The sequence below is a fragment of the Naasia aerilata genome (assembly GCF_030296595.1).
Taxonomy (GTDB): domain Bacteria; phylum Actinomycetota; class Actinomycetes; order Actinomycetales; family Microbacteriaceae; genus Naasia; species Naasia aerilata.
Genome location: NZ_AP027731.1, coordinates 1,249,428 through 1,272,215, shown reverse-complemented (window position 1 = coordinate 1,272,215; position 22,788 = coordinate 1,249,428). Strand labels below are relative to the sequence as shown.

25 protein-coding genes and 3 pseudogenes are annotated in these 22,788 nt (G+C 68.7%); 13 read left to right on the top strand and 15 right to left on the bottom strand.

Features of this window, described 5'->3' with window-relative positions:
• Window positions 1-7: 7 nt before the first annotated feature.
• From pdxA to QUE51_RS06850, 8 genes and pseudogenes are all read right to left on the bottom strand, one after another.
• Window positions 8-997: a 4-hydroxythreonine-4-phosphate dehydrogenase PdxA gene (gene pdxA, locus QUE51_RS06885; RefSeq protein ID WP_286278816.1), complete on the bottom strand. Its 990-nt coding sequence runs from the start codon at window positions 995-997 to the stop codon at window positions 8-10.
• Window positions 994-2,100 (bottom strand): four-carbon acid sugar kinase family protein, encoded by a 1,107-nt coding sequence (locus tag QUE51_RS06880; protein ID WP_286278815.1) that lies wholly within the window; start codon window positions 2,098-2,100, stop codon window positions 994-996. Before QUE51_RS06880 ends, pdxA begins: the two co-directional genes overlap by 4 nt.
• A pseudogene (locus tag QUE51_RS06875) lies at window positions 2,097-2,917 on the bottom strand (NAD(P)-dependent oxidoreductase). Before QUE51_RS06875 ends, QUE51_RS06880 begins: the two are co-directional and overlap by 4 nt.
• 41 nt (window positions 2,918-2,958) lie before the next feature.
• Window positions 2,959-4,365, bottom strand: coding sequence for a four-carbon acid sugar kinase family protein (locus QUE51_RS06870; protein WP_286278814.1), 1,407 nt, complete (start codon window positions 4,363-4,365; stop codon window positions 2,959-2,961).
• Window positions 4,366-4,447: 82 nt separating this feature from the next.
• Complete coding sequence (locus QUE51_RS06865) at window positions 4,448-4,858, bottom strand: GntR family transcriptional regulator (RefSeq protein WP_286279292.1); 411 nt, start codon at window positions 4,856-4,858, stop codon at window positions 4,448-4,450.
• 2 nt (window positions 4,859-4,860) lie between these two features.
• Complete coding sequence (locus tag QUE51_RS06860; protein ID WP_286278813.1) at window positions 4,861-5,205, bottom strand: GntR family transcriptional regulator; 345 nt, start codon at window positions 5,203-5,205, stop codon at window positions 4,861-4,863.
• 41 nt (window positions 5,206-5,246) lie between these two features.
• On the bottom strand, window positions 5,247-5,564 hold the full coding sequence (locus tag QUE51_RS06855) for a hypothetical protein (protein WP_286278812.1): 318 nt from the start codon (window positions 5,562-5,564) through the stop codon (window positions 5,247-5,249).
• A 114-nt stretch (window positions 5,565-5,678) separates the two neighbouring features.
• Window positions 5,679-7,444 (bottom strand): annotated as a pseudogene (locus QUE51_RS06850) (CoA transferase); the annotation flags it as partial.
• Window positions 7,445-7,630: 186 nt separating this feature from the next.
• Between QUE51_RS06850 and QUE51_RS17900 the strand changes: the two are divergent.
• Both QUE51_RS17900 and QUE51_RS17895 read left to right on the top strand, forming a co-directional pair.
• Complete coding sequence (locus QUE51_RS17900) at window positions 7,631-8,299, top strand: AMP-binding protein (protein WP_350226732.1); 669 nt, start codon at window positions 7,631-7,633, stop codon at window positions 8,297-8,299.
• Window positions 8,296-9,261, top strand: coding sequence for a class I adenylate-forming enzyme family protein (locus QUE51_RS17895; RefSeq protein WP_350226731.1), 966 nt, complete (start codon window positions 8,296-8,298; stop codon window positions 9,259-9,261). Before QUE51_RS17900 ends, QUE51_RS17895 begins: the two co-directional genes overlap by 4 nt.
• A gap of 165 nt (window positions 9,262-9,426) precedes the next feature.
• On the opposite strand, the gene QUE51_RS06835 is transcribed toward QUE51_RS17895, so the two are convergent.
• The 7 genes from QUE51_RS06835 to QUE51_RS06805 all read right to left on the bottom strand — a co-directional run bounded on the left by QUE51_RS06835 (window position 9,427) and on the right by QUE51_RS06805 (window position 15,478).
• Window positions 9,427-10,335 carry an ABC transporter substrate-binding protein gene (locus tag QUE51_RS06835; protein ID WP_286279288.1) on the bottom strand — a complete coding sequence of 303 codons (909 nt, stop codon included), beginning with the start codon at window positions 10,333-10,335 and terminating at the stop codon, window positions 9,427-9,429.
• Window positions 10,336-10,592: 257 nt separating this feature from the next.
• On the bottom strand, window positions 10,593-11,435 hold the full coding sequence (locus tag QUE51_RS06830) for an ABC transporter permease (protein ID WP_286278810.1): 843 nt from the start codon (window positions 11,433-11,435) through the stop codon (window positions 10,593-10,595).
• Window positions 11,432-12,223 (bottom strand): ABC transporter ATP-binding protein, encoded by a 792-nt coding sequence (locus tag QUE51_RS06825; RefSeq protein ID WP_286278809.1) that lies wholly within the window; start codon window positions 12,221-12,223, stop codon window positions 11,432-11,434. The genes QUE51_RS06830 and QUE51_RS06825 overlap by 4 nt, the downstream gene beginning before the upstream one ends.
• 133 nt (window positions 12,224-12,356) lie before the next feature.
• Entirely contained in the window at window positions 12,357-12,770 is a 414-nt protein-coding gene (locus QUE51_RS06820) for a Zn-ribbon domain-containing OB-fold protein (protein ID WP_286278808.1), read from the bottom strand.
• Window positions 12,771-12,779: 9 nt separating this feature from the next.
• Window positions 12,780-13,955: a thiolase family protein gene (locus QUE51_RS06815; protein WP_286278807.1), complete on the bottom strand. Its 1,176-nt coding sequence runs from the start codon at window positions 13,953-13,955 to the stop codon at window positions 12,780-12,782.
• Window positions 13,956-13,968: 13 nt separating this feature from the next.
• Window positions 13,969-14,634 carry a polysaccharide deacetylase family protein gene (locus tag QUE51_RS06810; RefSeq protein WP_286278806.1) on the bottom strand — a complete coding sequence of 222 codons (666 nt, stop codon included), beginning with the start codon at window positions 14,632-14,634 and terminating at the stop codon, window positions 13,969-13,971.
• A 1-nt stretch (window position 14,635) separates the two neighbouring features.
• Window positions 14,636-15,478, bottom strand: coding sequence for a fumarylacetoacetate hydrolase family protein (locus QUE51_RS06805; RefSeq protein ID WP_286278805.1), 843 nt, complete (start codon window positions 15,476-15,478; stop codon window positions 14,636-14,638).
• Window positions 15,479-15,590: 112 nt separating this feature from the next.
• On the opposite strand from QUE51_RS06805, the pseudogene QUE51_RS17890 reads away from it, so the two are divergent.
• The 11 genes and pseudogenes from QUE51_RS17890 to QUE51_RS06755 all read left to right on the top strand — a co-directional run.
• Window positions 15,591-15,812: pseudogene (locus QUE51_RS17890) on the top strand (SMP-30/gluconolactonase/LRE family protein); the annotation flags it as partial.
• Between the two features lie 32 nt (window positions 15,813-15,844).
• The gene (locus QUE51_RS06800; protein WP_286278804.1) at window positions 15,845-16,525 is read left to right on the top strand and encodes an SMP-30/gluconolactonase/LRE family protein; all 681 of its coding nucleotides are present in this window, start codon (window positions 15,845-15,847) and stop codon (window positions 16,523-16,525) included.
• Window positions 16,522-17,055, top strand: coding sequence for an NAD-dependent epimerase/dehydratase family protein (locus QUE51_RS06795; RefSeq protein ID WP_286278803.1), 534 nt, complete (start codon window positions 16,522-16,524; stop codon window positions 17,053-17,055). The genes QUE51_RS06800 and QUE51_RS06795 overlap by 4 nt, the downstream gene beginning before the upstream one ends.
• On the top strand, window positions 17,055-17,492 hold the full coding sequence (locus tag QUE51_RS06790) for a Rossmann-fold NAD(P)-binding domain-containing protein (protein WP_286278802.1): 438 nt from the start codon (window positions 17,055-17,057) through the stop codon (window positions 17,490-17,492). Before QUE51_RS06795 ends, QUE51_RS06790 begins: the two co-directional genes overlap by 1 nt.
• Complete coding sequence (locus QUE51_RS06785) at window positions 17,489-18,442, top strand: 3-hydroxyacyl-CoA dehydrogenase family protein (RefSeq protein ID WP_286278801.1); 954 nt, start codon at window positions 17,489-17,491, stop codon at window positions 18,440-18,442. Before QUE51_RS06790 ends, QUE51_RS06785 begins: the two co-directional genes overlap by 4 nt.
• Before the next feature lie 94 nt (window positions 18,443-18,536).
• On the top strand, window positions 18,537-19,769 hold the full coding sequence (locus tag QUE51_RS06780) for an iron-containing alcohol dehydrogenase (RefSeq protein WP_286278800.1): 1,233 nt from the start codon (window positions 18,537-18,539) through the stop codon (window positions 19,767-19,769).
• A 312-nt stretch (window positions 19,770-20,081) separates the two neighbouring features.
• The gene (locus QUE51_RS06775; protein WP_286278799.1) at window positions 20,082-20,882 is read left to right on the top strand and encodes a site-specific integrase; all 801 of its coding nucleotides are present in this window, start codon (window positions 20,082-20,084) and stop codon (window positions 20,880-20,882) included.
• Window positions 20,883-20,890: 8 nt separating this feature from the next.
• Window positions 20,891-21,265: a site-specific integrase gene (locus QUE51_RS06770; protein ID WP_286278798.1), complete on the top strand. Its 375-nt coding sequence runs from the start codon at window positions 20,891-20,893 to the stop codon at window positions 21,263-21,265.
• A gap of 30 nt (window positions 21,266-21,295) precedes the next feature.
• Entirely contained in the window at window positions 21,296-21,490 is a 195-nt protein-coding gene (locus tag QUE51_RS06765) for a hypothetical protein (protein ID WP_286278797.1), read from the top strand.
• A gap of 220 nt (window positions 21,491-21,710) precedes the next feature.
• A complete protein-coding gene (locus QUE51_RS06760) occupies window positions 21,711-21,881 on the top strand; it encodes a helix-turn-helix domain-containing protein (protein ID WP_286278796.1) in 171 nt (56 codons plus the stop codon).
• Between the two features lie 422 nt (window positions 21,882-22,303).
• A complete protein-coding gene (locus QUE51_RS06755; RefSeq protein ID WP_286278795.1) occupies window positions 22,304-22,750 on the top strand; it encodes a hypothetical protein in 447 nt (148 codons plus the stop codon).
• Window positions 22,751-22,788 lie beyond the last annotated feature (38 nt).

Sequence of the window (22,788 nt, the reverse complement as noted above, 5' to 3'; positions counted from 1 at the left end):
GGGCGGCTCACGCGGGGCCCGACATCTCGATCGCTTGCCGGACCGCTTCGATCATGCTGCGGCCGTCAGCGATTCCCCTGCCGGCGATGTCGAATGCGGTGCCGTGATCGACGGAGGTCCGGATGACGGGTAGACCGACGGTGATGTTGGTACCCGCCTCGATGCCGAGCACCTTCACCGGGCCGTGGCCCTGGTCGTGGTACATGGCGACGATGAGGTCGTAGTCGCCACGTCCAGCGAGGAAGAAGGCCGTATCCGCCGGCAGGGGACCGACGATGTCCATCCCCTCCGCCCTCAGCAGCTCCACGGCCGGAGCGATCTTGATCGCCTCCTCGTTGTAGCCGAAGAGGCCGTGCTCGCCTGCGTGCGGATTGATCGCACACACCCCGATGCGGGGATGCGCGATGCCCGAAGCGCGCATCGCACTGTACCCGCGCCGCGCTGTCCGCTCCACGAGCCCGGGTTCGATGCGCGCAATGGCGTCGAGGAGCCCCAGGTGCGTCGTGACGTGGATGACTTTCACCTTCGGGGTCGAGAGCAGCATCGACACCTCCTCGGTGCCGGTGAGCGATGCCAGGAGCTCCGTGTGGCCCGGATACAGATGCCCGCCCAGATGCAGCGCCTCCTTGTTCAGCGGAGCCGTGGCGATGGCCTGCACAGTGCCCGCGACCGCGAGCTCGCAGGCGACGCGCACATAGTGGAACGCCGCGTCTCCCGCGACGGCGGAGAGCCGGCCCCAGGCGAGGTCCTCCGGCAGCAGGTCGAGGTCGAGCACGTTGACGCGTCCCGGCTCGTGGTCGTCCACCTTGCTGACGGCGGCGATCTCCTCCTGTCGGCCGAGGAGCTCGGCGGCCTGGCGCATCCGCCGCGCGTCCCCGATGACGACGAGCCGCGCGGCGGCCTGGAGCTCGGGATGCAAAGCGGCGGCCAGGCAGACCTCGGGGCCGATGCCGGCGCCGTCGCCCATTGTGAGCGCGATTGTGGGACGGGCGGTCATGCGGTGCCTCTCAGGTGTTCGACGATGCGTTGGAGACCGTCCTCCGCCCCATAGCTGCCGGGCCGGGTGACGACGACGAATCCGTTGTCCGTGCAGCTGAGCACTGCGCCGTCCTGGATCTCGTATTCGGGAAAGAGCGAGACGACGCCGAGCGCGTCGAGCACCCGTCGGGCAGTGTCCCCTCCGGTGAGCACCAGATCGGTGCGGCCGGGAAGACCTCGGATCGAGCGCGCGATCGCGGTGAACGCGCGCACGAGGTCGTCCCCGGCCCACTCGCCAGGCGCGAGCGTGACGACCGCATCGCCGGCGCCGAGGTCGGGCGCCGCACCCGGCACAACGCAGTGCCAGACGGCGTCCATGCACTCGACCTGAGAGATCGCGGAGGGCGCCTGAGAGCCGACGACGGTGACCACTCGATCGGCGCCGGGAGCGAAGCGCGGCACCCCTGCGGCGAGGGCGAATCGCGGCGCCAGAGCACGGGCAAGACCAGCTGCCGCGACGATGGTCGCCCGCGGGTCGAGGGCCGCAGCGATCAGCTCGAGGTCGGCCTCCGTCTCGGCGTCGCACACCGCCACGAGGTCTGCGGCGAAGGCCTCCAGCATTGCCGCACCCAGATCGGCGGAGCGCACCGTCGCGGCCGAGATCACCGTGCTTGGCACGCCGAGAGCCGCAGCGGTGCTCGAGGGCGCAGGTCGAGTTTCGTGCTCCCACGCCGACGTCTCATGCAGGGGCACGCCGTCCAGGTGCACCACCCCGCCCACGCTTGTGCGCCCCACGCGAGGTACCGCGGTCACGACCACGATGCGGTGCGACAGCGCACGCAGCAGCGCCACCTCCGAGGAGAGATTGCCCCGCAGGAGCGAATCGATCTTCTTGTAGAGGACCGCGCCGGCCGGCAGAGTCGCGAGCGCCTCGCGGAGCGCGACCTGCGCCTCGTGCTGGGACCGTCCCCGCGTATTCGTGTCGATCGCGACGACCGGCGCAGTCGATGGCGTCGCCGCCGGCATCAGCCGCAGCTCCGCGAACGCGCCGCCGGCAACCGCGCCGACCGTCTCCGCGGCGCCGGACAGGTCGTCGGCGATGATCGCGATCGCGACAGTCACGGCAGGGGATGCTCGCGGAGCACGGTGATGATGGCCGAGTCGTCCTTGCGCCCCAGGCCGCGCTCGTGGCTCGTACGGAACAGGGCGCCCACCGTGGAGGCGATGGGTGTCCACGCGCCGACCTCGGCGGCCGCCGCCGTCACGAGGCCCATGTCCTTCACGAAGATGTCGATGGCGCTGCGCGGCTGGTCGAAGGCCTCCTCGATCATCCTCTCCCCCGGTCGTCGAGCATGAACGAGGCGGCGGCGCCGTGGCGGATGACCTCCCAGCACGCGCGCGTATCCAGCCCCATGGCAGAGGCGAAGGCCAGAGCTTCCGCGGCGACGGCGATGTGCGACCCGCACAGCAGCTGGTTGACGAGCTTCACCTTCTGGCCCTCGCCGGGCGCACTGCCCACGCGGGCGGATCGTGAGGCGAGCGCAGCGCGAACGCTCTGCGTCTGCAGCACGTCGGCGTCCGATCCCGAATACATCATGAGGAGGTCCCCGGTCTGCGCCCGGGCGACTCCCCCGGAGACCGGGGCGTCCACTAGATGGGGCAGGGCAGCCGACCAGGCCACCATGGGCTCCGGCCCGACTGTGCCCATGACCATCACGACCGCGTCCGCAGGCAGGTGGGCCGCGGCGCCGTTCTCGCCGAAGAGGACCGACTCCACCTGATCCGGAGTCGCCACCATGACGGCGAGCACATCGACGCCACGCGCGGCGTCGGCGGCGGAGCCTGCCGTGGAGACGCCGGCGTCGGCGAGCGCCGCGGCCGCACCCGGCGCAATGTCATAGGCGACGACCTCGTGATCCTGGGCGGCGACGCGCGCCATCGGCGCGCCCATGGCCCCCAGGCCGATCCATCCGACTCGAGTCACCGCGCCACCAGCTGCGCCGAGTGCAGGGTCTGCACCACATCGGCCAGAGTCTCGTCGTCGCCCACGTTGCCGGCGAAGACGACGAAGGGGATCCCGACCGCCCCCTCACGTGCCGCGAGCGGTTCGAAGACCGAGACCTGGCCGGGCAGCATCTGCCCGAGCACTCTCGCTCGCCGGATGCCCAGCCCGTGTACGGCGACATCGTGCGAGGTGATGCCGCCCTTCGCAACCACCCAGGCCGGCCGTGCGGCCAGGGCGTCCGCTACGACGCCGCTGACGGCGGCGGAGACGGCGACCGCGATGTCGAGGCTGGTTCCGGCATCGGCTCCCGTCACCAGCTCGCGACTCGTGAACAGCAGGACGTCGCGGTCGGCCAGGGCGGCCCTGACCGCGTCAGCGCGCTCGCGGAGGTATGCGCGATCCCCCGCGACCACCCGGGGCACGCTCAGCTCGACCTCGTGCAGTCCACCGCGCTCGCGGGCGGCGGCCACCTGGCGGCTCGTCTGGCTCACGTGCGAGCCGACGACCACGAGACCGTGCCCCGTCCCGCCGGCGAGATGCCCGATCGCGTCGGCGCCGAGCGGGGCGCGCGGCTCGATGCCGGCCAGCGCGCGCACGAAGGAGGGCCCTGTGCGGAAGAGGAAGGTGCGACCGGCATCGACCGCCGCCTGGACACCCAGCACCACGGTCTCGAAGTCGGAGTACTCCGTGCCGTTCACAACTATGAACGACCCGCTGGGCGCGCCGAGCAGGAGGTCCCGCACGGCGTCCGGGCCGCCCCGGCGGATCGTCTCGAGCGAGATGCTGAGCACGTCCGTGGCGTCGATCCGGCCGCCGCTCTTCTCGGCGAGGAAGTCGCGGAGGTTGGAGGACCGGTAGCCGAATGTGGCGTCCTTCGCGAACTCGGTCTCGCCTACGGGGGCCGGCACTCCCGCAAGGGTCGCGTAGTGGACGTCGTCCTGCGTGAAGCGGCCCGCTTCGAAGAAGGCCGGCGCGAGGAGGACGGCGTCGAAGCCGGCACCCGTGGCGGCGCGCCGCCGGGCACCGATCGCCTCGATCTCCGCGAGCACATGCCCGCGCAGGGTGGAGTCGCTCCGACTGACGAACTCCGTCAGGGGATCGAGCTCGAGCAGGTCCCGCGCCACGGCCTCCGTGAGCTCCGCGGCTCTGGATTCCGGCAGGCCCCGTGTGTTGGTGAGCAGGAAGGCCACGGAAGCGGGCTCCCGGAAGGCGGCCGCGAGCTCGTCGCGCTCGAGCACGGTGACGACCTCCACCGAATGCACGCTCTGGGACCCTGTCGGGTCGTCATCCAGGATCGCCAGCGGATGGGGGTGGGCCGCACGCCAGGCGCGAATGCGCTGACGGCGCCGCGCTGCTGCGTCGTGCGCGGAGGGTTCGGGCATAGCGTCCGTTCGACTGTGGCGATCCGACTTATTTGCGAATCTAGTCGCATATTCGAATCTTGTCGAGGGAACGCAGCGGCAATCAGATCGGCTGCTGGTCCGGGTGCGCCTCGACGTAGTTGGACAGCATCTCGAGCGTGTGCTCGATGTGGGTGCGCAGCACTTCGCCCGCTCGCTCCCAGTCTCCGGCGAGCGCGGAGTCGAGCAGCTGACGGTGCTCGCTGTCCGCCCGGGGGTTACTGAGGACCAGCGCCACCGACCACCGGCGATACATAGCGGCCTCCTCGGCCAGCTGGCGCACGATCTTGAGCAGCCGCTGGTTGGGACATGCCGCGAACAGCACATCGTGGAACGCGGAGTGCGCCTCCGCCCAGGTGTCGAGTGCGTGCTCGTCCAGGGCCTTGGGCCCGTGGGGGGCAGGAGTGCGCGACAGGATGTGGTGGGCGGAGATGACATCGCCCTCCCAGTCGGTGCCGCCGGCCTCGAACGACATCCTCAGCACGAGCGGCTCCACCAGCACGCGCGTCTGGGTGAGCTCGGTGAGGTCCGGAATCGAGAGGGAGTGACGATGTACCCCTGATGGGCGCTCGCCTGGACCAGACCCTGGCTGGAGAGCCAGGTGAGGGCTTCACGCGTCACACCGACGCTCACGCCATAGCGTTCGCTCAGGTCGGCGAACATCAGCCGCTGGCCCGGCACGAGACGCGCGGCCAGGATGTCGGAGCGCATTCGCTCACGGACCTCGATCGCCATCGTCTTCTTGACGGACCCGCTTCGGGCGAAGGACGTCGGCACGGTCGGGTAGGTGACCCCCAGGGCGTTGTCGTCTCGAGCAACCACTGTGACCTCCGGTGCGGAAGAGACCCGCATATTCGAATCTATCAGGACGGGTATGGCCATCCTCGAGGCAGTCCTTCCAACTGCACGACCCAGGTTGCGGCGAGCTTCGCGAGCTCGTGGTCGCGCTGGATGCGGGCCAGGACCTCGACCGCATCGCTGCCGGGCGCGTTAGCCACCTTCCCGGGCGCCAGTCGGCGGCCGTCCACGGTCACGACGGGCCCCGGCATGGTCACTCGACCCACCTCGTTCGACTCCTGCTCCAGTCTCAGCCCGGTGCTCACCACGTAGGGGTCGTCGAAGAGCTCCGGCAAGGCGACTACGGCGTGGGCTCCGATGCCCACCGCGCGCAGCTCACCCACCCAGCGCTCCACGGTGTCGCCTTGGAAGGACGGAAAGGACGAGAGGGCTTCCCGCTGTTCCTCCGTCGCACCGACGAAGAACCAGCCGTCCGACGCACGGTGGAATCGCTGCAGGTCGCTCGGACCGAGGGAATCGCGTCCGGCTGCACCGTCGGTGACCGCGTCGGAGAAGAGCATGCTGGCCTGGTGGAAGGTCCCGACCTGGGCGAGAGATGTCGAGACATGCTGCCCCTCGCCGCTGCGGGTGCGATGGAAGACACCGAGCACCGCCGCGAACGCCGCCATGGTGCCGGTCCCGTAGTCCAGGGGATTGTACGGACCCAGCACCGCCGGCTTTCCCCACGGCCGGTACGCTCCATGATCCCGGTGACGGCCTGGCCCTGGACCTCGTAGCCCCGCCCGCGCGACCATGGCCCCTGGTAGCCGTAGCAGCTGACCGAGACGTAGACGAGGTCGGGCCGCCGGGCGTGCACGTGATGGAACCCGAAGCCGTATCGTTCCGCTGTGCCCTCAGGGAAGTTCTGCGTGAGCACGTCCGCCTGCTCGATGAGCTCCCAGAGCAGCGCCTGACCCTCGGTGCGCTGCAGGTCGATGAGGATCGACGCCTTGCCGCGGTTCACGACGCCGTGCGCTTCGATGGGGCGCTGGGGCGCGTTCACCTTGACGACGGCGGCCCCGTATTCGGCGAGCATCCTGCCGGCGCTCGGCCCCGCGAGGATCTGCGTGAGATCCACGACGCGGATCTCCCGCATGAGCTTCGGCACCGCAGGGTTGACCATCTCCGGTCGGTGCGCGGGAGGCACGTCGGTCGCTCCCGGTAGAGCGCGGGGGCGAGGCTGGACGCTCGGGGTCGCGCTCAAGTGGACGGGCGAGCCCGCTACCCAGCGCCGGCCCCACTCAGGGTCGTCGGCCTCGAGGACCTGCAGGGAGGCCCGGGCGTGCTCGTTCTCGAGCCACTCCGCGGACGTGCGGATGCGGCACAGCGGAACGCCGGCCGCGCGCCCGATGTCCTCCCATTCCTGCGCCGGGCGCGTGCGGAAGAGCTCGGTGAGGCGCACACGCAGCGTCGCCGCCAGCGAAGGATCCGCTGCATATGAGGATGCGAGTCCGAGACCTTCGCCGACCCAGGCCGGCTCTCCCGCCGCATCGAGGAACCAGGTGAGGAATCGCATCGTCGCGCCGATGGGGTTAAACTGGACGAACTCACCGTCCGCGCACTCATAGGTGCCGCTGCCATTGGCCACCAATGGATCCTCGATGCGGTACCCACGTGCCTTCGAGTAGGCACCGGCGCCGCCGATCAGCTCGAACGTGGCGTCGAACAGGGGAACCTCGATGCGGGCCCCGACGCCGCTCGTCTCGCGGTCGACCAGCGCGGCGACGACCGCCGTGGCGGTGAGGATGGCGGCGAAGTTCGACGCCAGAGGAAGCGATGGGTAGGTGGGCCTCGTCATGTCCCAATCAGTCGGCGCCTCTCCTACCCGCACGCGACAGTTCCCGGTGGCCGCGGCGATCACCCCCTCCCAGCCGGCCACCTGCGCACGGGGGTCGGCCGCCGCGAAGCCAGGGAGCGAGGCGTAGACCAGACGCGGGTTGGCGGCACGAAGGACGTCAGCGGACAGTCCTAGGCGGTCCAGCACTCCGGGCCGGAAGTTCTCGATGAGCACGTCTGCCGTCTCCGCCAGCTCCGTCGCGGCGGCGAGGTCTCCGGCCTCCTTCAGGTTCAAGGTGACTCGCGTCTTGTTGCGCTGGAGGTACGCGTCGCGCCGCACGTCGACGGCACCGGGCCTGTCGATGCGAACCACGTCGGCACCCTGCTCCGCGAGCAGCTGTGCGGTCAGGGGGCCCGCGATCCAGTGCCCGAAGTCGAGCACCCGCATTCCTTCGAGAGCCGCCATGCCGCTGTCCCTCCTACGTCGATGTGGGCCGATGCTATGCGGATTCGCATACTTTCGCAGCCCGAGTGGTCGACCTTGATGTTCGAATCTTACGTCACTATACGAATGTTGTATGCTCGGCGTCGTATAACGCGCCAGGCGACGCAGCCGGCGGAAAGGAGCCCGCTCATGACCGATGCGCCCCTCGCCGAGATCCTGGAGCGCAGCTGGGCCCAGGCGCTGGAGGATGCGGAAGCCCGACACGGCAGTCGGCCTGCGTTCCACTTCGAGGGTGAGGACTGGCATCAGGCGCTCACCTTCACCGAGTGGCTCCAGGCCACCCGGACGGTAGCTGCAGGTCTGGCTGCGCTCGGCGTCCAGAAGGGACACCGCGTCGCCGCTCTCGCGCCAGGCTCTGCGATGTGGCCCATCCTGCAGACAGCGTGCAGTCACCTCGGCGCGATCATCGTGCCGGTGAACACCCGCTACCGCCAGGACGAGGTCGGGTTCGTGCTTGGCCTCGCCGAACCGGACGTCATCGTCCTCATCGCCAGCTACCACCACGTGGACTACGTCGACCTGGTGACCAGATCGCTCAAGGGTCGCCCCATCGAGATGGTCACCCTCGACTCCCCTGTCATCGAGCTGGTCCCCGCGCCTGCTGCCGGCGAACCGGGCCAGCGCAGCTGGGCACAGCTTCTCGCGCTCGGCGCGCAGGCTCCCGCAGCACCGCTCGTCGGCCGAGCGGACGACGCCGTTCTGCTGCAGTTCACCTCCGGGACCAGCGCGTTCCCCAAGGGGCGCTCCTCGCCAGCCGCGCGACGCTCGGCGCGACCTGGTACATCGCCGAGCGCATGAAGATCAGCGAGGACGACGTCTACTTCAGCACCCAGCCGATGTACCACGTCGGCGGATCGGTCGCCACGACCCTCATGGCGCTCGGCGCTTCTCCGACGATGATCGTGCCGGAGCGCTACTCGCCCGAGGCGGTCTTCCGACTCATCCCCAAGTACGGGTGCACGGCCAGGACGGGGCAGGCGGCCATGTACGCGATGGAGCTCGCGCACCCCGACTACCGACCGGAGATCTTCTCCACGCTCACCAAGGCGTGGTCGGGCGGAACTCCCGAACTGCGCCGTACCATCAGCCGCGAGATGGGCGTGCCGGTCATGACGACCATCTACGGTCTGACCGAGACCGCAGGCACGACCACGATCAACTCGCTGGACGATCCTGAGGACGTGTGGGTCTACTCCTGCGGCAAGGTCATCCCGGGCGTCGAGGTCGCGGTCGCGGCAGACGGAAGAGTCACTACGGCGCCCGATGTCGCGGGCGAGATCGTCATCCGGGGCTGGTCGGTCATGCTCGGCTATTTCGCCAATCAGGCGGCCACCGAGGAAGCGATCGACGCGGACGGGTGGTTCCACACGGGCGACATCGGCCGACTGGACTCCGACGGGAACCTCTACTTCGTCGACCGCATCAAGGACATGATCAAGCCGGGCGGGGAGAACGTCTCGGCAGCAGAGGTCGAGCGAGTCATCCAGGGCTTCCCGGGCGTTGCAGAGGTGGCCGTCGTCGGCAAGCCCGACGAGCGTCTGGGCCAGGTGCCCGTGGCGTTCGTGCAGATGGCGGGGGCGCCCTTCGACGCATCGGCGATCATCGCGCACTGCGCGTCGCTCATGGCCAGCTTCAAGGTGCCGCGCGAGGTCATCGAGGTCACCAGCTGGCCCATGACCGAGAGCGGGAAGATCCTCAAGCGTGAGCTCGCCGGTCGGTTCGGCTCGGGCACAGGCCGGCTGGTCGGGCAGGGCGGCTGAGCCTGCACCGACTTCAGGGCGGGTCCTTCCGGAGCCCGCCCTGATTCGTGCGCGGTGGACCTCGGTCTCGACCTCGGCCCCAGCTTCAATTCAGCTTCAGCGACAGCGACAGCGAAGAGGAGGCGGGCGCATCGCACCCGCCTCCTCCGTGCCGAGCGAAGGCCGCTACTTCTTGGCCTTCGCCTCCTTCTTGATGGCGTCGACGTCGAAGTCGTTGGCGTCCTTCGAGAACTCGTCGGTCCACAGCTGGTCGACGGTGATGCCGGGCCTCACTGTTCCGGCCGCGACCTGCAGCGAGTAGAAGGTCTGCACCTGCTCGTCGGTGGAGTAGCCGTACAGGCCGTCCACCGGTCCACTGGCCGACAGCCGCGCGTTGACGGCTGCGAGGCCGTCCTCACGTGCCTTCGCCTCGTCGACGCCCGTGGGAACGAGGTTGGGGTACTCGTCCCAGCAGTCCTGCAGTGCCGCCTCCGGGTTCGTGCTCGCGAAGACATAGGCCTTGTTCATCGCCCGGGTCATGCCGAGGGCGAGCTTGGGGTTCTTGTCGATCCAGTCCGACTTGGCCGCGTACACGACCTGGAACCCGAGGCTCTTCGACTCCTTGCTCTCGATGTACCGCAGGTCCTGGCCAAGGCCCTTGATGACCTCGTATGCCGTGTCCCACAGGCCCAGGGCGTCGATCTGGCCGCTCTGCAGCGCCTGCAGCGCGGGCGCACCGAAGCCGGTAGGCAGGAACTCGATGGTCGACGGGTCGCCGCCGGCGAGCGCGACGAGTCCCTTGGTGAACGGGATCGATCCGCTCTGCAGGCTCGGCACACCGACCGTCTTGTTCTGCAGGTCGAGGAACGACTTGATCGGGCTGTTCGGGAGCACCGCCGGGTAGGCGTAGCTTCCGGTCACCACGGCGGCGAATGCCTTGGCGGTCGAGCCGGCGGTGACCCCCGACATGAGGGGCGCGGTGCCGACGACGACGACGTCACTGCTCCCCGTCTCGAGAGACTGGAGTGCCAGGACGCTGCCCTCGGCGATCTCCACGGTGACATCGAGGCCTTCGTCCTCGAAGTACCCCTCCATCTTGGGCACGCAGTCGTAGACGACCGATTCCAGTGACGCGGGTGCTGGCAGCGTCAGAGTGACCGGGGTCAGCCCCCTGCTTCGGTCGGCTCCGCCTTCGGTGTGGCGCCGCCGCCCGCGCAGCCGGCGAGCAGGAGGCTCGCGATCGCGACCCCGCCCACGGCAGTGCTGTCTTTTTGGCCATGCTGTATGACTCCTTCGTTCGTGATGCGAGATGTGCTTCTCGTGGTGTCCGTGGACCCGGTCGTCCGGGTGATCTAGTTCTTCTCGCGCGACCAGAAGGTGACGCGCCTCTCGAGTGCCTTCATCAGCAGGTTCACCGTGAGGCCCACCACCATGAGGATGATGAGGATCGCGAAGACGCCGGGGACGTTGAAGAGCGCGCGCTGCTCGTTCATCATCGTTCCGATGCCGCCACGCGCTCCGACGAACTCCGCCACGATGGCGCCGATGAGGGCGAAGATGGCGCTCACGTGCAGGCCCGCGAAGACGTAGGGCATCGAGCCCGGGAGACGGATGTAGCGGAAGACCTGCCAGCGGGTCGCCCCCAGGGCGATGGCCAGCTCCTGACGATCCCGATCGCGCAGCCGCAGGCCCTGAAGGGTGTTCACGAGGATCGGGAAGAAGCAGACCACCGTGACGACCACGATCTTCGACTGGATGCCGAAGCCCACCCAGATGATGATGAGCGGCGCGATCGCGATCATCGGAGTCGACTGGAAGGCCACGACATACGGGAAGAGGATGCGCTCGAGGCGTGGGAGCGAGGCGAGCAGGCCACCGATCGTGAAGCCCAGGAGAGCCGCGATCAGGAAGCCGGAGAATCCCGCCCACAGCGAGTCGAACAGCGGCAGCCAGTAGATCCCGCTCGTGAGACCTCCCCACAGCGTGCTGAAGATGGCGCTGGGCGGAGGCACCAGCAGGATCGAGACCAGCCCGGACCGGCTGACCGCTTCGAGGACGCCGAGAACGACCACGAGCAGCAGAACGCTCAGCCCGGCGTTGACGAGCCTGGTCCTGCTGCTGATCCGGGGCTCGCCCGGCTCGGCGGAGGAGACGGGGTTCTCCGTCGTGACCGCGGAGATCATGTCGTTGGTCATGCCAGTGCCGCCGCTCGGTCGAAGGAATTGCGAACCCGGGTCTCGATCTCCCGGAAGTCTTCGTCCACATAGGAGTCCTGCGTGCGGGGACGCCCCAGGTCGACGTCGATGATGTCGGCGATGCGCCCGGGCCGGGCAGCCATCGCCACGATGCGGTCGGAGAGGAACACCGCCTCGGAGATGTTGTGGGTGACGAACATGATGGTGGCGCCGGTGCGGGTGTGGATGTCCTGCAGATCGAGGTTGAGCTTCTCGCGGGTCATCGCGTCCAGAGCGCCGAACGGCTCGTCCATGAACAGCACCTCCGGCTCGAGCACGAGGGAACGTGCGATGGAGACGCGCTGCTGCATGCCGCCCGACAGCTCCCAGGGGTACTTGCTCTCGATGTTCTTGAGGTTGAGCATGTCGAGCAGCTCCCGAGCCCGCTGCCTGGCCTTGTCCATGTCCGCGTGCTGGATCGTCGCGGGGAGCATGATGTTGGCGAGTACCGTACGCCAGGGAAGGAGTGCCGCTGACTGGAAGACCACGCCCATCTTCGAAGGCGGCGGAGTGCCGGCCTTTCCGGCGAACGACACCGTCCCGCCCGACTTGGAGAGCAGGCCGGCGCAGATCTTCATGAGGGTGGTCTTGCCGCAGCCTGAAGGGCCGATGATGCTGACGAACTCGGACTTCGCGATCGACAGGTTGACGGAGCTCAGAACGAGCGCCCCAGGATCGGTCGAGCCGCTGTAGCTCTTGGACAGGTTCTCGACGGTGAGGATGGGGTCCGTCGGCCGATTGGTCTTCATTGACACTTCCCGTGATCGGAATTCTTAGAGATGGTGCTGCGCCGCCGGGGCGACGCACCGCGGATTGAGCGGATGGGTGCGGGTTCGGCCCTCCCCGCCGGCGATCACCACGAGTGCCGGCGGGGAGGAGCTCTCAGGCTCGGGCGGGCAGGAACACCGGGAGCGTGACTCGGTCGTCGACGTCCTCGTAGGTCATCCGCACCGGGGAGTCGATCGCCAGGTCGGCGGCCTCGTAGTCGAAGAGGTTGGACATGATCACCGGACCCTCCTCGAGCCGCACGAGGACGATCGCGATGGGCACGTCGTTCTCGTAGGGGTTCCCCTTGGCGCGCTCGAGCACGGAGTAGCTGTAGATCGTGCCCTTCCCACTCAGCGCGGTCCACGTGTAGTCGCGTGCGCCGCAGTGATGGCAGACCGGGCCCGGGTAGTACCAGAACCGACCACAGACGTTGCAGCGCTGCAGCTTGGCGGCATGCTCCTTCGTCGACTTCCAGAACTCTTCGTTGTCGGCCGTGATCGTCGGCAGGGGTCGCGTGATGTGCTTCATGGCTGGTCCTTACTGGATCGAGGCGCCGAGGATGCTGACCGAGAAGTTGGACGCCACCGCGCTCGCGGACGACACGAGCGCGTTGTCCCGCTTCGTCACCTGGCGGTCGCCGGCCTCGCCGCGCAGTTGCCGGACCGCCTCGGTGAAGCCGAGCATGCCGCCGCAGGCACCGGGGTGGGCGTTGCTCAGCAGCCCGCCGTGGGTGTTCATCGGCAGCTTCCCGCCGGGGTCGACGTTGCCCTCTGCGATGAACTGGCCGGCGGTCCCCCGCTCGCAGAACCCCAGATCCTCGAGCTGCACGATGACCGTGATGGTGAAGCTGTCATAGATGTTCGCCATGTCGATCTCGGCGGGGGTCAGCCCCGCCTGGGCGAACGCGCGCTCACCGGCGACGTCGACCACCGTGCGCACGAGGTCGTGGTCGCCGTGCCCCTCGGCCAGCTGGCCCATGTGGTAGTACGACTGCGCCTGGCCGATGCCCAGGATCTCGATCTCGCGGGACGGGTCCTTGCTCGTTCCGGCAGCCGAGATCACATAGGCGGCGCCGCCGTCCGAGACGAGGGAGCAGTCGAGGCGATGCAGGGGCGAGGAGATGATCGGCGAGTTGAGGACATCGTCCACCGTGATCGGCGTGCGCATGGTGGCGTTGGGATTCAGTGCAGCATGCTTGCGGGTCGCCACAGCCACCTGCGCCAGATCGCTCTCTTCCGCTCCGTAGTCGTGCAGGTACCGCTGCGCGAGCAGCCCGTAGTAGGCGGGGATGGTTGCGGCGAACGGGTACTCGTAGTCGAGGTTGTGGGCTCCAACGGACGCCATCATCGCCGACCCGCTCTGGTGGCCGGTGGCGAGCTTCTCACCTCCGACGATCAGCACGTTCCTGCAGAGGCCGCTCTCGACGGCCTGCTTGGCGCGCTCGATCGCCACCCCGTACGAGGCGCCGCCCATCATGGTCGTGTCGGCCATGGTCTTCACGTAGATGCCGAGAGTCTCGGCGACGATGATGTGGTACCTCGGGGACACGTGGAAGGCGGGGTGCAGGATGAGCCCGTCGATGTCCTGCACGGTCAGGCCCGCATCGTGAATGGCCGCGAGCGCCGCATCGACGATGATGCCCAGCGCCGTGAGCTCGGGGACCTTCCCGAGTCGCGACTCTCCGATTCCTGCGATTACCGCTCTGGTTGCCAAGTGGGCACTCCTTCTAGTGGGTTGCTGCTGGGATGTCGGTGACGAGGTCCTCGAGCTTCCCGATGACCTCGCCGCCTCGGATGGGAGTGCACTCGGCGGGGAGCTCCTGGACGATCTGCACGCCGTCCGCGAGGACGCGGTCGAGGAAGTCGCCGAGATGGTCCATCGCACCGCCCCGGATGTCGTGCAGCACGAGCACCGTCCAGTCCTGCTTCCGGATGTCGGCGAGCGCTCGGTCGACCCATCCCGTGGCATCCTCCCAGTCGTGGGGGACGCTGTTCCATAGGACGCAGGTGTACCCCTCCCGCCTCATGAGCTCGACTGCAGCGGTGCTGAGCAGGTCGGGCCCGAGGATCCCGCCCCCGCCCCACGGCCGGAAGAGCTTCTCCGGCTCCGCCAGATCGGCGAGCACCTCCTGCGCGACCGAGATCTGCTGGCGAGGGACATCGGGGTCCGCGGTGGTGCCGAACTGCACATCGTGCGTCATCGTGTGGTTCCCGATCCGGTGGCCTGCGTCCTTGGCCTGCTGCACGAGCTCCCTGTTGCCCTTCCGCAGCAGGTCTCGCCCGACGACGAAGAAGGTCGCGAGGATTCCCCGGCGCGCCAGCTCACCGAGGACCAGTTCCGTGACCCCTGACGTCGGCCCGTTGTCGAAGGTCAGAGTGAGTCGCCGGACCATCTCAGACCCCCGCCACGATGCGATTGCGCATCTCGCCGATGCCCTCGATGCGTGTGACGAGCTCGTCTCCGACGGAGAGGTAGCGCGGCGGCTTCATGCCCAGCCCGACACCTGCAGGTGTTCCGGTGAAGATGACGTCGCCCGGCAGGAGAACGAGGATCCGCGACAGGGACGCGATCAGCATGGCGACGGACGCGACCATGTCGGACGTGCGACCGCTCTGCATGGTGACCCCGTTGACGACGGTCTCGAGGGCAACGTCCCTCGGGTCCGCGAACTCATCCGGCGTGACTATCCATGGACCCATAGGAGAGAAGGCGGGGAACGACTTGCCCAGGCTGAACTGCGGCGTTGCCCCCGCGTGCTGAGTCTTGCGCTCGGAGATGTCCTGCCCCATGGTGAGCCCTGCGACGTAGTCCCACGCGTCCGCTTCGGCGACATTGCGCGCCTCGGCCCCGATCACCACAACCAGTTCGACCTCCCAGTCCACCTCGCCGCCCGGGTGCGGGACATCGGCGGTCGGCCCCGCGAAGGAGGACACGAACTTGGTGAAGACGATCGGCACCTCGGACGCGACAAGGCCGACCTCGGAGGCGTGGTCGTGATAGTTGAGCCCGATCGCGAAGACCTGCCGGGGACACGGGGTGGGCGGTTGGAGCTGGTCGGCGCTGAAAGCGACGCCCGTGGTGGGGGAGGAGCCTGCCGCCCACTCCAGGAACTCCGGCCAGCGCTCGTAGACCGCCTGAGGATCGGCGGAGAACCGGCCGCCGCTCGCGCTCTCCACATCCACGGCCTCGGCTCCTGAAATGATGACGAGCCGGCCAGACAGGTTGGCGATGCGCATGTGGTTTCCCTGCGTCGTTGCGGAAAAGAAGACTAGACAGACCCTAGGTGCTCAGATTCGAATCGTCAACGACATTCGAAACCTTCCGCGATTTGCATAGTACGCTCCAGGCATGGTGAGCATCCTCCACGGCACGACCGCCCTCGCCGACCTCCTGGATCCAGGGGTCGAGTTCGAGGTCGTGGCCTCCGGCTTCCGCTTCACGGAGGGACCGGTCTGGAACCCCCAAGAGCGCTCCCTCCTGTTCAGTGACATCCAGGGCGACTCCCGCTGGCGGTGGACTGCGCGGGACGGCGCCCGTCTGATCGCGCACCCCAACCGCATCGGCAACGGCATGGCCCTCGGACCGGACGGCAGGCTCCTCGTGTGCGAGCACGTCACCAGCTCGGTCCGGAGGAGTTCCGGGACGGGCGGCAGGAAGTCGTCGCGTTCCACTTCCAGGGCACCTACCTCAACAGCCCCAACGACGTGGTGGCACGCTCGGACGGCACGGTGTACTTCTCCGACCCCGACTATGGCCGCTGGGATCACGTCGTCGGCGTCCATCGCCCCCTCGAGCTCGGGTTTCAGGGCGTCTTCCTCGTGCCCGCGGGCGGCGGAGAGACCCGCCTCGTCGTGGATCGCGCGGAGTTCAACCAGCCCAACGGCCTGTGCTTCTCCCCCGACGAGTCCGTGCTCTACGTCGATGACCTCGACGGAGTCCGGGCTTTCGACGTCGCCCCGGACGGGACGCTCAGCCGGCCGCGCACCCTGGCGACCGGGATGGGCGACACGGCCGTGCCGGGGCGCGGCAACCCGGACGGCATGCGTTGCGACGAGCGCGGGAACGTCTGGGTCACCGCTCGTGGCGGCATCTGGGTGCTCAGCCCGGACGGCGAGCTCCTCGGCGTCGTGGAGACACCGGAGACGCCGGCCAACCTGGTGTGGGGCGGCGAGGACTGGCGCACGCTCTTCGTCTGCATGTCGACGACCGTGCGCACTCTGGAGACCCGTGTCGGCCCTCCACCTCCGGTGCGCACGATGGCCGAGAAGGCGCTGAGCCGATGAGGGTCCTCATCACCGGCGGCGCCGGCTTCCTGGGCGACCGCCTCGCCCGCACGCTTCTCGAGACGGGCCTGCCGGCCGTCCCCGGAGCCTCCGCGGTCGACCGCGTCGTGCTGCTCGACCGTATGCCGGCCCAGCCAGACCTCCTCGCCGACCCACGTATCCGCTCGGTGGTGGGCGACGCCGCCGACCACCTCCCCGGCGCGCTCGAGGACATCGACCTGGTCTTCCACCTCGCGGCGGTGGTGTCGAGTGAGGCGGAGCGTGACTTCGACCTGGGCATGCGCGTCAACCTCGCGACGACCCTGGACCTGCTCAACGCCTGTCGCCGGCTGCCGCAGCCGCCGCGCCTCGTGTTCGCGAGCTCCCTCGCGGTCTTCGGGAGCACTCCCGAGAACCCCTTCCGGACGTCATCGCCGACGACACCCTGCCGACGCCGCAATCGAGCTACGGGACCCAGAAGTTCATCGGCGAGCAGCTCGTCGCCGACTTCGCCCGACGCGGGCTCGTGCCCGCTCGAAGCGTCCGACTGATGACCGTGACGGTCCGTCCTGGTGTCCCGAACGCCGCCGCGTCCAGTTTCCTGTCGGGGATCGTCCGGGAGCCGCTCGCAGGCCACCCGAGCAACGCCCCGGTGCCGCCGGAGACGCTCGTGGCCGTGACCTCCCCTGCACGGACCATCGACGGGCTGATCCTGGCGGCGTCGGCGACCGACGAGGAGTGGGGACCGCACACCGCCCTGACGCTGCCCGCGCTCACCGTATCGGTCGGCGAGATCGTCGAGTCGCTCTCCCGGGTAGCCGGCCCGGACGTGGCCGGGCTCGTGGGCTGGGAGCCCGACGACGCCATCGCGCGGATCGTCACCAGCTGGCCCGCGCGCTTCGCGTCCACCCGAGCGCGAGCGCTGGGCCTCGACAGCGATCCCGATTTCGATTCGATCATCCGGCAGTACCAGGAAGGACTCGCATGAGCATCACGCGCATCGCTGCGATCGGCTCCGGGTACATGGGCGGAGGCATCGCCCAGGTGCTCGCCCTCGGCGGGGCGACGGTGCGCCTGGCCGATGTCAGTGGAGAGGTGGCCCACGCCGCCTTCGAGCGCCTGGTGGCCGAGAGCGAGCGGTTCGAACGCGACGGCCTGTTCGCCGCAGGCTCCACCGGTATCCTCCGTGAGCGCCTGCAGCCGTCGGACTCGATCGAAGAGGCTGTGGCCGACGCCCAGTACATCACCGAGGCTGTGCCGGAGAGCCGCGCCATCAAGCTCGCGACCCTCGCCCGCGTCTCCGGGGCCGCGTCGCCGGACGCCATCATCGGCAGCAACACCTCCGCCATCCCGATCCGCGAGCTGGCGCAGTCGGTGGTGCGACCGCAGCGGTTCCTCGGCGTGCACTGGATGAACCCGGCGCCGTTCGTTCCCGCTGTGGAGCTCATCCCGACCGCCGCGACGACCGCCGCCGCCGTCGACGCGACCGAGGAGCTGCTCCGGCGTGCGGGCAAGACGCCGGTGCGCGTGGCCGACGCCCCGGGCTTCGTGGCCAACCGGCTGCAGTTCGCGCTCTACAAGGAAGCCGTCCGAGTGGTCGACGAGGGGCTCGCCACGCCCGCACAGGTGGACGAGGTCGTCTCCAACGCCTTCGGCTTCCGGCTTGCGCTGTTCGGCCCCTTCGCGATCGGCGACATGGCCGGGCTCGACGTCTACCTTGCGTCGTACGCCTCGCTGGCAGCCGAGTACGGCGAGCGGCTCGAACCGCCGGCCACCCTCGCCGCGATGGTCGCCGACGGCCGGCTCGGGCTCAAGTCCGGCGGAGGCTTCCTCGATATCGATGCAGCAGACGCAGAGGACCTCGTCGCGTACCGGAACCGGGCCTATGTCGCGCTGTCGGCGCTGCGCAACGAGCTCGGGCCCCCGCCCGGTCTCTAGGCCACCGCGCCGCCGTTCGGCGGTGAACGAGAGGCGCCGTGACCTATCCGCCCGCCGGGACGGACAGCTGCCGCCGAGGGCAAATGGGAGAGACATGACACAGCCGATCACCGGCACCCTGCGCCTGCCGGCGCGAGTCCACTTCGGCTACGGCAGCCGCGAACAGCTTCCAGAGCTTCTTGCGCTGCACGGCGTGCGGGTGCTCGCGATCGTCGATCCGTTCCTCCTGAAGACGGCGATCCTCGACAGAGTCCTCGCCGGGATCGAGGCCGCAGGGCTCCTGGTGGAGGTGTTCAGCGACGTCGAGCCGGAGTTGCCGGCTGCGTCGCTCGCTGCAGGGGCGCGGCGAGCGCGGGCATACGCTCCGGATGTGATCCTCGCGGTCGGGGGCGGAAGTGCCATCGACGCCGCCAAAGCAGTGGCCCTGCTCGTCACCCATGGCGGCCCGCTCTCTGCCTACTACGGAGAGAACGCGGTGCCAGGCCCCTCAGTCCCCATCGTCGCCGTGCCGACGACAGCCGGGACCGGGTCAGAGGTGACGCCCGTCGCCGTGGTGTCCGACGCTGAGCACCACCTCAAAGTGGGCATCTCAAGCCCCTATCTCGTCCCTGCCGCGGCCGTCGTCGATCCGGAGTTCACGCTCGGCGCTCCTGCAGGCCTGACCGCGCACTCCGGCATCGACGCGCTGGTGCACCTCGTGGAGTCGTACACCGCGGCACCGCTCGACCTGCGGTGGGACTCGACTCTGCCCGTCTCCACGGGCCGGAACGCGTTCGCGGAGATCCTCGCACTCCAGGGAATCCAGAAGCTGGGGTGGTGGCTTCCCGTCTCGGTCGCCGACGCCTCACATCGGCGGGCCCACGAGGAAGTCGCCTTCGCGAGCCTCCTCGGCGGGATCGCGTTCGGTCCCACCGGCACCCATCTGTCGCACGCTCTCCAATACCCCATCGGCGCGCTGACGGGGAGCCCGCACGGGCTCGGCACCGGGCTGCTCCTTCCGTACGTGCTCGAAGGATGCCGTGGCAGCGCGGATCTCGAAGAGCGCCTCGCCGCAATAGGTGCGGTGCTCGGATCCGGCGCCACGAGCCCCGCGACGAGGGCATCGGACTCCATCGCCGCTCTCATCCGGCTCAACCGGTCCATCGGGCTGCCCGCCAGCCTTGCGGAGCTCGGAATCACGGAGGAGCAGCTTCCGGCGATCGCCGACCTGGCGCTGCGCTCGACACGGCTCACAGCTACCTCGCCCGCTCCAGCGACTCGAGACCTGCTGCTCGGCATCCTGCGGAGGGCGCACGCCGGCCGTCTGAGCGAGCGCGGAGCTGCCTGAACCACGGCCCACCCTGCGAGAGGCTTCTCGATCCTCGCGAACGCCCACAAAGCAAGAAGGGCGACACCTTTCGGTGACACCCTTCTTGCTTTCTGCGCGCCCGGAGGGACTCGAACCCCCAACCTTCTGATCCGTAGTCAGACACCCGCCGCCGCTACGCTGAATTGCCAGGGCCGACCGAGCCCCCGCTACACCCGGTGTTTTCGCGAAAATGCCCCGGTTTGCTGTCTGAAGTTGGGGACTAGGCTGGACAGAGCAGGACAGAACGGATTGCACACAGATTGCACGTGCAATCCACGAGAGGCCGGGACCATGACCACGACCCGCAAGTACAAGGCCAACCGCGAGGACTGGGGGCGCATCCGTCCCCTCCGCTCTGGGCGGGTGCACGCCAGCTATCTCGGTCCCGACGGGGTGGTCTACAACGCCCCGATGACGTACTCGTCGCGCACCGATGCCCGCGCTTGGCTCTCCGGCATCCGCTCTGACATCGAGCGCGGGAAGTGGAAGTCACCCAAGGCAACGAGGGCTGAGACCTTCAAGAGCTACGCCGAGACGTGGGTCGCACAGCGCACCAGCAACGCCGGAGTCCCGCTCCGACCGAAGACTTCGACCGAGTACCGGCGCCAGATCGAGAAGGGGCTCTCCGAGTTCGCAGAGGACAAGCTCCAGGCCATCACCCCCGCACGAGTGCGGACCTGGCACGCCTCCCGCATGAAGGCCGGGAAGACAGCGGCGGCGGCGGAGGCACGACTCCTCCGGGCGATCCTCACGACCGCCGTGGAAGACGGGATCTTGGAGACCGTCCCCGTCCCGGCCAAGCTCACCAAGTCCAGTGCCGGGAAGAAGTTCCGGCCCCCGACCCTGGAGGAACTGGCGATCCTCCACGAGCAGATCGAAGACCGCTACAAGCTGGCAGTCCTCATCGCCGCCTACGGCGGTCTGCGGCTCTCCGAGTGGCGTGGGCTCCGCCGTCGGGACCTGCACCTCGTGGATGGCCGGTACGTCGTCGACGTGACGCGCCAGGCCCAGTACGTGCAGGGCGAGGGCTGGATCGTCGGCCCCCGAAGTCCGAGCGCGGAATCCGCAGGCAGACCCTTGCCGCGAGGCTGACTGAGCAAGTGGACGCCCACCTTGCGGAGCACGTCGGGGCGTTCCCGGACTCCCTCCTGTTCGCGCCGAAGGGCGTTTCGGAGTTCATCCACGACTCCGACTTCAACAAGACCTGGAACGCCGCCCGCGACGTTGCCGGGGTGCGCGGGGTGGTGCGTGAGCAGGACCTCAGGAGCTTCGGAGGATCGCACCTCATGGGGACGGCGGGCGGCAATCTGATCGAAGCGCGCGACTTCCTCGGGCACTCCGACAGCGCAGTGACCGAGCGCCATTACGTGCGCAAGGTCACCGACCGCGCCGCCCAGCTTGCCGACAAGATGCCCGAGCTTCCGAAGGTCGCCCAGGTGGTCCGGCTCACGCCGAAGACCGGGACCTCGGTTTAGGCCCGTGACCCCGCCCGGTAGCCTCTGGGCATGCATGACTACAACAAGGTCTGGATCGACGGAGTGGAGATCGAAGTGGTCTCGGGCGACGTGAGTTGGGTCGAGGCGGAGGCCGAGAAGCTCATCGACGCTGGGGGCGGCTGGCTCCGGTTCAACCAGCCCAATCACCACTATGCGATCCACCTTTCTCGCACCTCCTCGGTCATCGCCTACTACGTCCGCTGACCCCGAACGGACACGAGTGGCCTAGGCTGGCCGCGCCGGGTCACTCCGGTGCTGTCTGGGTCTCACGAGCCCGGAGGCAAGCCCGGCTGACCAGCCCTCCCGGGGGCCGTCGGTGGACCGGTGGGAAATGGTGCGGGGCGTCACCCGACGCGCACCGACGCGCCTCCCTCCGGAAGACCGCCGACACCATGCCCACTCCTCGCCCGGCCCCCGCACCTTCGTGAGCGTCCAGGACGCCGCCAACCGCCTCGCGGTCTCGACCAAGACCATCCGCCGATGGATCGCCAGCGGGGATCTCGACGCCCGCCGCGTCGGCCCCCGGCTGATTCGAATTGACGCCGCCTCGCTCGACAGGCTGGGCCGCGCCCTCAGCGCCCCGCACACCCGCTGAGCGGCCCCTGCACGCCCCTCTGAGGCTCCAGTCTCGGGCCAAGGCATCGCGAGCCGTCCGCCGGATTTCGGCGCCGGATCCACTGAACCCGGTTCAGCTTCCTGCGCTCGCCTGGTCCCTCCCACTCCGCACCGGTGCTGGCGACCGCGCGGGTTGTGCCTCACCAAAACTTAGGTGACGCCTGTGCGGCCACGCCGCAACTTGCAGTGACGCCGCTGGAAGCGTTCACGGTGCTGACATCTCGGTGGGCGCCGAGGTGTCGAGGCTCCCGCTTATCTCTGATCGACAGGGATGTCCGCGCATATGGTGAAGCAGTGGAACCTTGGGGCATCATCATCGGCGCCGTCTTGGGGAGCGCTGGACTGGGTAGTGCACTCGCTGGACTTGTTCAGCTAGGTCGGCGAGCGCGTCTGGCGCGTTCCTTGGAGCGTCTGAAGAAGGCTCTTGACATCAGCGGCGACCAGAGCGCCGCGCGCACCCTTGTGCGGACTGCCATAGACCACGACGCGGCGAAACTTGCATCGATGTCGCTCGTCGCTCTCCCCTACCGCGCGCTCTTGCCCGTGGTGGTGGGGATATCGGGGGTTTGCGTTGTCGTCGGCTACAGGGTCTACGAGTACCTCCGCGTTGGGCAAGACAGGGACGGGGACGGCGTTTACGAGGGTCTGTCGATCTCCGGGCTTCTGCCAACTGTCCTGGTCGGCGCGGTGTACGTCGCGGCGCTAGCGCTGGGAATCGATTACGGGCTCCGGAGGCGACGTGAGCGGCTGGTAGAGAGGGCTCTGGCGGCTGAACAGCCGATGGAGGACGTCAAAGGGCGCTCTCATGGGAACGCGCGCATCCCAGGCGGAGCGCCGCCTGACGCGTGATTCGCCTGCCCAGTGGCGCGAATCTTGTTCGTCGACAT

Excerpts from the sequence above, each read along its gene's own strand:
- pdxA (WP_286278816.1), bottom strand. The coding sequence starts at position 997 with ATGACCGCCCGTCCCACAATCGCGCTCACAATGGGCGACGGCGCCGGC.
- QUE51_RS06870 (WP_286278814.1), bottom strand. The coding sequence starts at position 4,365 with ATGCCCGAACCCTCCGCGCACGACGCAGCAGCGCGGCGCCGTCAGCGC.
- QUE51_RS06865 (WP_286279292.1), bottom strand. The coding sequence starts at position 4,858 with ATGTCGTTCGAGGCCGGCGGCACCGACTGGGAGGGCGATGTCATCTCC.
- QUE51_RS17900 (WP_350226732.1), top strand. The coding sequence starts at position 7,631 with ATGACCGATGCGCCCCTCGCCGAGATCCTGGAGCGCAGCTGGGCCCAG.
- QUE51_RS17895 (WP_350226731.1), top strand. The coding sequence starts at position 8,296 with ATGAAGATCAGCGAGGACGACGTCTACTTCAGCACCCAGCCGATGTAC.
- QUE51_RS06835 (WP_286279288.1), bottom strand. The coding sequence starts at position 10,335 with ATGGAGGGGTACTTCGAGGACGAAGGCCTCGATGTCACCGTGGAGATC.
- QUE51_RS06830 (WP_286278810.1), bottom strand. The coding sequence starts at position 11,435 with ATGACCAACGACATGATCTCCGCGGTCACGACGGAGAACCCCGTCTCC.
- QUE51_RS06825 (WP_286278809.1), bottom strand. The coding sequence starts at position 12,223 with ATGAAGACCAATCGGCCGACGGACCCCATCCTCACCGTCGAGAACCTG.
- QUE51_RS06820 (WP_286278808.1), bottom strand. The coding sequence starts at position 12,770 with ATGAAGCACATCACGCGACCCCTGCCGACGATCACGGCCGACAACGAA.
- QUE51_RS06810 (WP_286278806.1), bottom strand. The coding sequence starts at position 14,634 with ATGGTCCGGCGACTCACTCTGACCTTCGACAACGGGCCGACGTCAGGG.
- QUE51_RS06805 (WP_286278805.1), bottom strand. The coding sequence starts at position 15,478 with ATGCGCATCGCCAACCTGTCTGGCCGGCTCGTCATCATTTCAGGAGCC.
- QUE51_RS06795 (WP_286278803.1), top strand. The coding sequence starts at position 16,522 with ATGAGGGTCCTCATCACCGGCGGCGCCGGCTTCCTGGGCGACCGCCTC.
- QUE51_RS06790 (WP_286278802.1), top strand. The coding sequence starts at position 17,055 with ATGACCGTGACGGTCCGTCCTGGTGTCCCGAACGCCGCCGCGTCCAGT.
- QUE51_RS06785 (WP_286278801.1), top strand. The coding sequence starts at position 17,489 with ATGAGCATCACGCGCATCGCTGCGATCGGCTCCGGGTACATGGGCGGA.
- QUE51_RS06780 (WP_286278800.1), top strand. The coding sequence starts at position 18,537 with ATGACACAGCCGATCACCGGCACCCTGCGCCTGCCGGCGCGAGTCCAC.
- QUE51_RS06775 (WP_286278799.1), top strand. The coding sequence starts at position 20,082 with ATGACCACGACCCGCAAGTACAAGGCCAACCGCGAGGACTGGGGGCGC.
- QUE51_RS06765 (WP_286278797.1), top strand. The coding sequence starts at position 21,296 with ATGCATGACTACAACAAGGTCTGGATCGACGGAGTGGAGATCGAAGTG.